This window comes from Lishizhenia sp. (assembly GCF_057456495.1).
This window is the reverse complement of sequence record NZ_JBVCPV010000091.1, coordinates 1-11,409: the sequence shown is the minus strand read 5'-3', so window position 1 is coordinate 11,409 and position 11,409 is coordinate 1. Positions and strand designations below refer to the sequence as shown.

The following is an 11,409-nucleotide window of genomic DNA, read 5'->3' as shown; positions in this document are numbered from 1 at the left end:
ATTCCAGGTACTACAAGAGATACCATAGAGGAAATGATCAATATAGAAGGTGTTAGTTTCCGCTTAATTGATACGGCGGGAATTCGCGAGGCCTCTGATGAAATAGAAAGAATAGGAATAGAACGTACGCATCAGAAAATAGAATCATCCAACACTGTTGTGTATTTGTTTGATGCTTTAAACACACCCGTTGAAGAAGTAAACAAAGACATTGCCTTGTTACCCGCTGCCAAACATTTGTTGGTGGTAGCTACTAAAAATGATAAAATAGACGACGCAACGCGTGAACACATTCTTCAAAATATAGTAAAAAGGGAAGGGGTAGAATTGCATTTCATCTATGGTAAAGATGAAAACGATTTGGAAAAGGTGAAAAAAGCCATTTATGATATTTCCATTGGTGATTCTTTCGAAGAACATTCTACCATCGTTACCAATGCTCGTCATTACGACAATTTGATCAAAGCTTCTTCAGATTTAGAAAAAGCCAAAGAAGGATTGGAAACAGGTATCACTGGCGACTTTGTAGCCATGGACATCCGCCAAGCCCTTTACCACCTTGGACAAATCACCGGAGAGATTTCTACCGATGATTTACTAGGGAACATTTTTGCAAATTTCTGTATAGGGAAGTAACCCCTCTCCATATTTAAACAAACCAATTTTTATACACAACACAGAAAGGCTGCCTCATATCGGGACAGCCTTCTGTTTGTTTTAGGTTTTGTGTAATTTGCTAAAACTATTGTACACTTATGTTTAATGCGTAGTTGAGAATGTGCGCATCATTGGTTGATGTATATTTTTTGACTTTCAAATGTTCCGTTATCGTGGTAAATGTTTATCATGTATACACCGCCTGGAATATTTAAATTTAATGGGATCTCTCGTTGGTTTTCAACTTGAGCTTCATAGACTACCTGACCAATGGTATTGATAATTTCCAATTTTGCTGTTTTGGATGCAGGGTCTATTGCTAATTGTATTTGACCATTTGAAGGATTTGGAGAAACACGAGGTGTTTCAATCACATATTCAAGATAAACATCCATAGGGAAATGGGCAATACATCTAGAAGGTTGAGAACAATTGTCAGAAGAAACAATTACGGCATAAGATCCATGTGTGTCTGGTCTGAAGAATTGTGAGTTTGCACCCAATATTGGAGTTGATGTATTACAATCGATCCACTGATAGCTATATCCTGCAGGTAGAGCTGTGAGCAAATTACCACTTTGCATTATTTCACTTTCTATAGGACTAATGTCTAAGTTGATAACAACCAGACTATCACATCCTTTTTGATTGGTTAATGTAACGTAGTGAATTCCTGGTTTACTAAAAGTTTGTTTACCTATTGAAATGGGATGACAACTCGATATATTAACTTGGGTAACTTGGGGCTCAAAAGCATTGAATCTTGCAACATATACTTGTTTTTGTTGAAGAGGACGCTGAATTCCAGAAATTAAAATTTTACCATCATCTTGAACTTGTAAGTTCGAAGGTGTACCTTTTCCACTTCTATACGTCCCAATTTCACACATATGTTTAAGATTGAAGTTCTCATCAAAATGTATGATTACCGCTGTGTCTCTATACTGTTCAAAAGCTACATCAGACTCTTTATCAACTGCTGTTACTATAAAGTCGTTTGTCGCTAAATTCTTAATAGAAATTGCACTCGGAATATCTTGAGATTTTAATAAGGATTTTGAAATGTAATAAGTGTTGATAGCGTTATCCATACTACCATCTGCATTGTACCTTGTAATAGTATAGTGTCTATTTAAAGTAGTTCTACCGGCACAAATAATTTTTCCATCCAAGGTTATGTCTATAGAGTATCCTTGTTGCGTATGGTCTATTGTATTGGGATCGTATGATTGAAAGGAGTTATCTATACTTCCGTCTCCGTTGAATCTGTATAGCTGTTGCCATCCAAAATCGTCGGTTCCTTCACTGTTTGGATAATTGGTGAGTAAAACAACTTTTCCATCTGCTTGTACCTTATAATCTGCAATAAGACTACTCGGAGGAGCAGGATAGGGGTGAGATACTCCTTCAACTCCAAAGGATGGGTCGAGATTACCATCTGGTGTTAATAGAGCAACGAAAAGGAAGGTGGGGGTATTCGGAGCTACAATCCCAGCTCCACACCAATTTATGAAATTGAAATTTTTAGATTGTGTACCTATAACAAGCAGTTTATTCTGTTTGTTTTCGACAATAGCATTGAAATAAGGGAATTCATAACCATCAGTGTTTTGAATTACTGTTATACCATTTGAACCGAAAAGTGGGTCCAAACTACCGTCTTCTAATAAACGCATAACTCTATTTCTAGCACTTACAACAAGTTTACCATCCCTTTGCTGTATAAGTCCAACTGAAACACTTGGTTTTGTCAAGTGTGGATCAAAAACAAGTACAGGGGAAATATTTAAGTTAAGTACACCATTTTGTGCAAAAGAGTTATCAAGTGCTCCGTTGGCATTGAAACGGACGAGGTAGGTTGAATCGATGGATTTACATACAACTACAAGTTTACCATCCTGTTGAAGGAGCGAATTTGCTGTTGTTTCTATGTTAGGGTTAATGTCTATAGCATTGTTACCATGTAGGCCAAAACTGTTGTCTATAGATAAATCTTGCGCAATTGAATTTGTTCCCAATATCAGGGATACAAATAAAAAAATTCGAATAAGTTTCATGACTATTATGTTTTAAAGTGTTCAAAATACTTACGGAGGGACGTGTAAAATCACCTCCATTAATAAGATTTGGGATAGGGTCATAATTGTTTTTGTTTTTGATTAATGTACATATCCAAGCGAATAACTTTTATAATTTTTGTTCTCCTATAACAATTGTTTATCAAATAGATTAGATGAAGTAATTTCTCGTATAGAAATTACTAGAGCTTGGTCTAAAGAATTTGATTTTCTCTGACAGAGGTATTGCAATGACCAACTAATTCAAGTAAATAATGAGTACTTCATGGCAAAAGATGTTGTAAAAAAGTAAGTTAAATTTGACACAACTATCCTGGTGAAAAAATGCCTGTAGCGGTAGATAATCACGATTTGAAAAGTGTGCTAAATAATAGTCTTAAAGATAGCCCTTTTCACCCCCGTATCAAAAAAAAAGAAAGGGTTAAATGCCCCTTTTTTAAAGGTTTCTTAAATGTTTTTTTTAGTTGGAGTTTTCTTGTTTTGGATGGGAGATACTGTTGTGGTAGGGATATTGAATGTGTGTTCTTTCAAAAAGATTTTAGTTGATGACAAGAAATAAATGAATTACTATTTTATTAGAAAAAAACGTATTCCGTTAGGTATTTCTATAGATTGATTAATAGTAATGGTTTTTGTGGTTGATTTAACAAGTGGTGAAAAAAACAGCGGTTAATTCATCATCTTTTTTCTAAGTTTCCTATATCTTACGGTTAATAAAAAGGATATGCCAACAAGTCCCACTGCTGTCCAAGACAAATAGTGGGTACCAATTGTATCTATTTCTAATCCTCCCAAAGCAGCTCCTACGGCAAATCCCATTTGAATGATAGAGTTGTAGATACTTAATATGACACTTTTTGCCTCGTGAGATATGTTCATAATACTGTAACGAAACAGAGGACCGGGTAACCAAGCAACCATGGCCCATATCATTAACAGTCCTATGGTTAAATACGGATGAATACCGATACACAAAGAAAGTAGCGCAAGTACGATAACATGTGCAAACATACTTACGACTATCGTATTAGGCGTTCCAAATTGATCACCAAAGTAGCCTCCTGACTTATTGCCAATCAACGTTGAGATACCAAATGCTAAGAAAGCCATGCTAAACATGCTCTCATCTAGGGTAGAAACCGTTTTTAAGAAAGGAGTGATGTAGGAGTAAAGCGAAGAATAACCTAGAATCCAGAAAAATGACATGGCCAAACTCAGGACAATTATCGGACGTTTAAATACACGTACCTGATCTTTTAAGGGAAGTGTTTGTGTAGCAGGGAAAGAAGGTAGACTCTTGGCTAATATTGCAATGAAGATGAGAGCAAGAACACTGGTACCTATAAATATACTTTGCCAACCGTAATATTGGGTTATAATTCTACCTATGGGAAGACCTACGATTAAAGCAGCATTGTAACCCACAGTTACAGTTGCAACGGCACTTGCTTTTTTATGTTCTGGAGCCAATTCAGAAGCAACAATAAAACAGAGTACGTTAAAAACACCCATTCCTATTGCCATGACAACCCGAGCCATAAGCAAAATATTAAAGTTTTTACTTACCGTCATTAATAAGGAGCCAAGCGTAAAGGTTAACAGAGCAAATACCAATACGCTTTTTTGATTCATTTTACGCATACGGTAAATCGCTATTGGAGTACCTAATGCAGCGGTGATAGCGAATACAGTTATAAGCTGACCGGCCATGGAAACAGATATACCTATATCCTCTGCTATTTTATCCAGAACACCCACGATTACAAATTCTGAGGTTCCAGCCACAAAACATATAAAAGTTAAGAGATATATTTTAAAGGTATCCTTCATGCTTGAATGTAAAATGGGTGCATAGTTAGGAAGACTTTTTGAAAGTAAATGTCCATTTTGGTTTAAGAAATTAAAATTTTTAGACCAGGACTTAAATTTTAGAAAGAGAGTATTCGTAGATCGTTGTGTTCATTTATTTTTAAGTTAATGTTAAAGTTAACCTCTCCGTTTTAATTGTTTCTGAGTTGAAATTATTCTAAATACAATGTTTGAAATTTAACATTTGTCCCGTATTTGTCCGGTAAAATTTCACAGATATCCCTTGCTTTTCTAGGATGTGGTGTGCCCCGTGGGTATTTTTGGATTCGAAAATAAATCAAAATAAACATGAGAAAACTTTCACACTTATTCCTTACCACTTCGCTTTGTCTTGGTGCAGGAACAGCAATGTCCCAGGTTTTTTTAGATGAAGATTTTTCATCTGGAATACCTGGGAATTATAGCTCTTCTGGTTTTTTTGCTACTACAACCAATACATGTAGCTCGGATGCCATTAGGGTTAACCTTTATTCCACTTTCCAGAATTATGGAGATATCATTACCAATGATGAACCTGCAACTGGTGGACAAATCGATATTTCTTTCGATTACAAAATTATTAACTGGTCTGGAGGAGGTGCAACGGCAGCTAACTTTGGTACTTTAGAATTAAAGCACTCTATAGACGGTGGTCAAACATGGGTTACGGACACAATAATAGATGCTTCTAACCACCAACCCTCAACTAACTGTGTTACGGTTTCAACCTTTACTACACCAGTTGAAGTACCTAATGGTTCAAACGTACGTTACGGTTTAGAGGCAAACTGGGCGAATGGAGATTACTATGTGTATATTGAGAATTGGTCAATTATTGAACAAGTAAGTTGTCCAGCTCCTTCTAACTTAACACCAGTAATGAGTGGAACAACAACGTCAACATTAGATTTCGATTCGAATTCTGGCGCTACAAACTTCCATTATGAGTACGGACCAGTTGGGTTTGTTCCGGGTACAGGAGCAGGTACAACGGGAATCTTTACCACTTTACCCTTCGAAATTACAGGTTTATCAACGGATACAGAATATGATGTTTACGTAAGAAATATCTGTTCTGCTGGAGATACAAGTGGTTATTCGAACGTTGCTAGTATTAATACTTTTGGTCAAGGACTATACATGGATCACAGGCCAGCTTGTTCATCTTTAGGTTTTACGGATATTTCTGGAACAGGAACATCTAATAACTTAGCCGATGATGGAGAGTTGGGATTAGCTTTGCCTTTTACTTTGTTCTACCAGGGGCAGACGGTAAATGATTTAACGATAGGAAATAATGGTGGAGTTATCTTCGGAACACAATCAGGGTTTGTTGGAACTGGAGGTACGATAGGTTCTGCCAATACTGGAGTTTACCCATTTTGGGATGACTTAGACAGTGAAACAGGTTCTGTATATTATGAAACTGTAGGTGCTGCACCAAACAGAACTTTTATTGTACAATGGGAGGATAGACCACACTTTAGTGGAGTGCTAGGACAAAACGTTACTTTCCAAATCCAAATTGAAGAAGCTACAGGTGAGATTTTCTTTGTTTACGAAGATGTTGAATTTGGTGGTTCTCAAGCACAATATGATTTTGGTGCTTCTGCATCAATAGGAGCTAACGGTAACACTAACCCCGTAGTTGTATCTTATGATGATGCTACATATTTACAGAATAATACTTGTGTGAATTTATACTACACAGATTGTCCGCAGCCACAGTCGTTCTCTGTAACAGGAGTAACAGCTTCTTCTGCTGCTATTTCTTGGAATGCAGGTATGGCAAATGAGAGTGATTGGACTATTGTATATGGACCAGAAGGGTTCGATCCTGCAACAGGAGGATTAGGAACATTAACCAGTACAACAAACTCTGCAAACATCTTCGGTTTAGATGATGTTACTACTTACGACATTTACATTTTTGCTGATTGTATTTCTGGTACACTTCAAAGTGATAATGGATTATTAGGTCAAGTTTCTACTTTGCCTAACTGTTCTAATCCAATTCCTATGACATCAAGTACGATGGAAGATTCTATTGACTTAATGTGGAATTGGGTGGAGAGTTCAGGAAATGGAACTTATCCTTCTACAGGGTTCAATGTTCACTACGGAGTTCACGGATTCGATTTATACACAGGTACAACAGTGTCTGTAGACAATAACTTTACGGACACAGTTACCGATGCAGCATTGATGGGATCTGGAGTTTACGATGTGTATATTCAAGCTGAGTGTGGTACAGATACTTCTTACTATGTAGGACCGATTACTGTAGTGATGCCATTGACCAATGATTCTTCTTGTTTAGCAGAAGAAATTCCGGTAGATGGAGAAGTATACTACTTTAATAATATTGGTGCAACCGTTCAAGCCAATGAAGGAAATGCAGAACCAGCAGTAACAAACTACCAATCAACTACGGGTTGGGGAGCTGGAGGATTTGATGCTACGACGTGGTATACCTTTACAGCACCAACTTCAGGTAACGTTTTCATTTCAGGAAAAGACCAAGGATTTAGTGGACAAATTGCAGTATATGAAGTAACGAACTGTAATGGATTCTCTTCTTATAATTTGGTAGCAGCTAATGATGATGCATTGGATGGTTCATCAGGAGCACCTTACTTTAGTATTTGTGGTTTAACAGCCGGACAAACGTACTACTTAGTACACGATTCAGAATCTGCTTCAAATACAGGTATGTTCTCAATTTCTTTACGTTCTATTAGTCCAGAAGCTGGTTCAACTTTAGGTTTAATTGAAGTTTGTTCTGGAGATACAGTTGAATTGTTTGATGGAATAAATGGATATGATGTAGTTGGAGGAACATGGTACGAGGAAACACCAACCTTAAACTTTGCAGGGTCTACCTTCCCAACACAAACCTTGGCTTTCCAAACCTTTAATTTTGAATACGAGGTAGTTGATGGATGTGCATCTGACAGCGTGCTTCAACAAGTGAAAATTTATGGACCATCTCAGGCTGGTATTAGTGGAAACTTGGTGGTTTGTAAAAACCAAGAGTTTAGCTTGTTCGATGGATTATCTGGAAATATTGATTTAGGAGGTACGTGGTACGATCCTACTAATGTAATGATTCAGGGTAATGGATATAACGCTGGAACTGTTCCAGGTCAGTTTAACTTCGATTACATTACAGGTAATGGAGTTTGTCCAGAGGATACTTCTACAGTTTTGATTACGGTAGATGGAAATTGTGATGCCTTAAGTACGGATGAAACAGTATTTGAAGGTGTTGAAGTTTACCCGAACCCAACAACAGGTGTATTGAACATTGCAAACAGTGCAAGCAATGGTACACTTGAGTTTACTGTTTACAACGTAAATGGACAAACAGTGGTAAATGGGGCGAATTCAATTGCACAAAACAGTGTAGCGAAAGTGAACCTTTCAGGAGTGGAAACAGGTATGTATTTCGTTAAGGTTTATAACGCAACTTCTACAAAAACATTTAGAGTTGTGGTTCAATAATCCTGTGTTTATATAGTTAACCAAGGGGAGGGAGCTGAAAGGTTTCCTCCCTTTTTTGTATAAAAAAAGCTGACCAAGTTACCTCGGTCAGCTTTTTAGCAATTCGTTGTAGCCAAATTAGTTACACGCTGTGCAAAGTGTATAGAAAGCGAAGTTTTTTTTGGCTTTCAAGCATTGTCCTTTGTTCACAATTTTCCATTCATTTTGAATTTTATTTGTGCTTGTGTAAGCACTTAAAATCAATTTGTTTTCTTTTACTTCGTAATTACCCTTGGTTTCAATTTCTTTTTTGGGATTTGTTAAATCCTTGTATAAAAATGTACCGTCTTTTTGTAAGGTAATTTGAGGTGCCGTATATCCATTTCCTCCGTAAATACCAGGTGAAGGAGTAAAGGAGTTGTTCGATTGATAAGCGCTAATACCAAAAGCAACGGCAAGGAATAAGATGAGTGATCGTTTTTTCATGTTTTCAAAATTATTTACTGAATGTAATGATTTTCAGTGAGATAAAATAATTCCAATAGGGGGAGTAGTGGTAGTGGAATCGTTGTTTGCTTAGTAAGCTTAGGTTGTATAGTGCGACTTTAGCTTGGCCCGATGCTGTGCAGAGGGAAGCACTATAGAGCTATAAGGGTACTTGGCAAACAGAAATTTCACTAGGAACGGAAGACCCGGTTCCGTGGTCACGGAAATTGGCCAAGTAAAAAAAAGACAACACTTTTTAACAGTGAATTATGAAGTACTTCTTTTGTAAAGGTGAAAAGCATTTTTAATTTCTTCTATCTTCATAAAAAATTTGAACATGAATGTACATTTTATAGCCATAGGAGGAAGTGCTATGCACAATTTAGCCATCGCGCTTTCGCGTAAAGGAGATAAAGTAACTGGATCTGATGATGAAATCTTTGAACCCTCAAAATCGAGGTTGGATAAAGAAGGAATTTTACCTGTAAAAATAGGTTGGGATACAGCTAATATTCATGATCAATTAGATGCTGTGATTGTTGGAATGCATGCCCGTGCTGACAATCCAGAGTTATTGAAAGCAAAGGAGATGAATTTGCCCATTTTTTCTTATCCAGAGTACATTTACGAAAAGAGTAAGGATAAAAAAAGAGTGGTTATTGGTGGTTCACATGGAAAAACGACAACGACTTCTATGTTGTTACATGCCGTAAAATCCTTAGGTAAAAACGTAGATTATATGGTGGGTGCGCAACTTGAAGGCTATGATTGTATGGTGAAGTTGAGTGACCAAGCAGATACTATCGTTTTAGAAGGAGATGAGTACCTAAGTTCACCCTTGGATAGACGACCTAAGTTTCACCTTTATGCACCCCATGTTGCAATGATTTCTGGAATTGCTTGGGATCATATTAATGTGTTTCCAACCTTCGATAATTACGTAGAGCAATTTGAGATTTTTACCCAAAAGATAATGCCAAATGGTGTGTTGGTGTATAATTCAGAAGATGAAGAAGTACGTAAAATAGGGGAGGCTAAAAGTTTGAATTATAGAGCGCAAGCTTATGCTACGCCAAGCTATACTTCCGTAGCAGGAGGGAGCATTTTACACTTTGAAGGGAAAGATTATCCCTTACAAATTTTCGGGGCACATAACTTGCAAAACCTAATGGGTGCCATGTATTTGGCACAAGAAATGGGAATCAGTAATAGTGCTTTTTTAACTGCAATGTCCGATTTTACAGGAGCAGGAAAACGTTTGGAGAAGGTTTATGAAAATCAAAATTTTGTAATGTTTAAAGATTTTGCGCATTCACCATCTAAATTAAAAGCGACAACGAAAGCGGTAAAAGAGCAGTTTGCAGAAAGAAAGGTTATCGCCTGCATGGAATTACACACGTTTTCTTCGCTAAAGAAGGAGTTTTTGCCTCAGTACAAGGGAGCGATGACGGCTGCAGATAAAGCCATTGTGTATTTTAACCACGATGTGGTTGCCCATAAAAAACTAGAACCGATAAGTAAAGAAGATGTTTTGAATGCTTTCGGAGGCGATGTAGAGGTATTTACCTCAAGCGAAGCTGTAATCAATGCCCTTCAAATGGAGGACATGAAGAACGCTGCATTGTTGATGATGAGTTCAGGAAACTTTGATGGCGTGGATTATTTGAAACTTGCTAATGATCTAGTGGGCTAATAAGTGAAGTTATTTATTGGAGGAATTTCTTTCGGTAGGACATGATGCTCGGCTAGGTTGTGGTTCGTGTTTTTCTTTTTAGTTTTGGCAATCAAACTTACATTCCAAAATACTACTACATGTACGTGATTAGAATTTCAACTTTTATCATGTTTCTTACAGGCTTTGTATGTACCCTTTTTGCTCAAGAGGAGGATATGGAGACTTTTAAGCAATCTTTGTCGCACACAGAAGATAAAGAATTTGTATTAGACGAAATTTTTCAATTTTTAAAAAACAAGGAAGGGGTTAAAAATGATCTATATTTTGCATTGGAAGAGTCTATTGCAGCCAAGGATAGTTTACATCAAGCCCGTTTTCTGATTTTACTTTCTACAGAGACGTTTAAGGAGAATGATATTAACGCCTCTTTGGCTTTTGCTTATGAGGCTTTGGGTATTGTAGAGCAGCTAAAAAACGATTACGAGCTATTGGTTTGGGTGCATCTTAGGTTGTCCTTAGCATTAAAGGAAATGGGAGCTTTTGCTGAGACCATAGAACATAGAAAAGCACAGAAACTCTATTTAGAAAAACAGAAGAAGTTTAGCAAAGCAGCCAATATCAATAACCAAATTGGTAAACTATACCTCAGAATAGGGGATTACGACACCGCCTTAGTCTATTTTCAAAAATACCTTGAATTTGAATTGACGCATAACAACCCCGAAGGTGTAGCCTTTTCTCACAACAATATAGGTTTTACCTATTTAGAAAAAGGAGACTATAAACTTGCCCAAGAATTTTTCGAAAAATCAAAATTGTTTTACCTATACTCGTCGAGTACAAAAGGTAGAATCATGTTAACAGTAGTTCAAAATAATTTAGCTTATTGTTTGATTAACCTCGGAAAGTACCAGAAAGCACTTGAGTTTGCCAATGATGCATTGCGTAGCGCAAAGGAAATAGAAAATTGGCTAAATGCAACACGTTCCTCCATCTTGCATGCACGTATATACCATAAGAAGGGAGATTTGAATCGTGCAAACCTATATTTAGATTCGGCCTTCATGTATTTTAATATGCAGCGCTCTAGGAAAGACAAGCATATAGAAGAACTGCTAAAGATTTACAATTTAAAAAGCGATTTACTCAAGGATATGCGTGATTACGGGCAGGCCTTGCATT

The 11,409-nt window shown here is 37.0% G+C and carries 7 protein-coding genes; 4 read left to right on the top strand and 3 right to left on the bottom strand.

All coding sequences use genetic code 11. The features are described 5' to 3' along the window. Nucleotides 1-636, top strand: a 636-nt coding sequence (locus AC22ZQ_RS08050; RefSeq protein WP_318958268.1) for a GTP-binding protein, incomplete at its 5' end; no start/stop codon positions are given. Between the two features lie 149 nt (nucleotides 637-785). Here the strand turns inward: AC22ZQ_RS08050 and AC22ZQ_RS08045 are convergent. Beyond that, complete coding sequence (locus AC22ZQ_RS08045) at nucleotides 786-2,714, bottom strand: T9SS type A sorting domain-containing protein (protein ID WP_318958267.1); 1,929 nt, start codon at nucleotides 2,712-2,714, stop codon at nucleotides 786-788. Between the two features lie 690 nt (nucleotides 2,715-3,404). Continuing rightward, nucleotides 3,405-4,565 (bottom strand): MFS transporter, encoded by a 1,161-nt coding sequence (locus AC22ZQ_RS08040; protein ID WP_318958266.1) that lies wholly within the window; start codon nucleotides 4,563-4,565, stop codon nucleotides 3,405-3,407. A gap of 327 nt (nucleotides 4,566-4,892) precedes the next feature. Here AC22ZQ_RS08040 and AC22ZQ_RS08035 point away from each other — a divergent pair, with 327 nt between their 5' ends. Continuing rightward, nucleotides 4,893-8,087: a T9SS type A sorting domain-containing protein gene (locus AC22ZQ_RS08035; protein WP_318958265.1), complete on the top strand. Its 3,195-nt coding sequence runs from the start codon at nucleotides 4,893-4,895 to the stop codon at nucleotides 8,085-8,087. A 117-nt stretch (nucleotides 8,088-8,204) separates the two neighbouring features. On the opposite strand, the gene AC22ZQ_RS08030 is transcribed toward AC22ZQ_RS08035, so the two are convergent. After that, nucleotides 8,205-8,552: a hypothetical protein gene (locus AC22ZQ_RS08030; RefSeq protein ID WP_318958264.1), complete on the bottom strand. Its 348-nt coding sequence runs from the start codon at nucleotides 8,550-8,552 to the stop codon at nucleotides 8,205-8,207. 337 nt (nucleotides 8,553-8,889) lie between these two features. Here AC22ZQ_RS08030 and AC22ZQ_RS08025 point away from each other — a divergent pair, with 337 nt between their 5' ends. Continuing rightward, nucleotides 8,890-10,245 (top strand): UDP-N-acetylmuramate--L-alanine ligase, encoded by a 1,356-nt coding sequence (locus AC22ZQ_RS08025; protein ID WP_318958263.1) that lies wholly within the window; start codon nucleotides 8,890-8,892, stop codon nucleotides 10,243-10,245. Between the two features lie 119 nt (nucleotides 10,246-10,364). After that, nucleotides 10,365-11,409, top strand: a 1,045-nt coding sequence (locus tag AC22ZQ_RS08020) for a tetratricopeptide repeat protein (RefSeq protein WP_318958262.1), incomplete at its 3' end; no start/stop codon positions are given.

Excerpts from the sequence above, each read along its gene's own strand:
- AC22ZQ_RS08040 (WP_318958266.1), bottom strand. The coding sequence starts at position 4,565 with ATGAAGGATACCTTTAAAATATATCTCTTAACTTTTATATGTTTTGTG.
- AC22ZQ_RS08035 (WP_318958265.1), top strand. The coding sequence starts at position 4,893 with ATGAGAAAACTTTCACACTTATTCCTTACCACTTCGCTTTGTCTTGGT.
- AC22ZQ_RS08025 (WP_318958263.1), top strand. The coding sequence starts at position 8,890 with ATGAATGTACATTTTATAGCCATAGGAGGAAGTGCTATGCACAATTTA.
- AC22ZQ_RS08030 (WP_318958264.1), bottom strand. The coding sequence starts at position 8,552 with ATGAAAAAACGATCACTCATCTTATTCCTTGCCGTTGCTTTTGGTATT.
- AC22ZQ_RS08045 (WP_318958267.1), bottom strand. The coding sequence starts at position 2,714 with ATGAAACTTATTCGAATTTTTTTATTTGTATCCCTGATATTGGGAACA.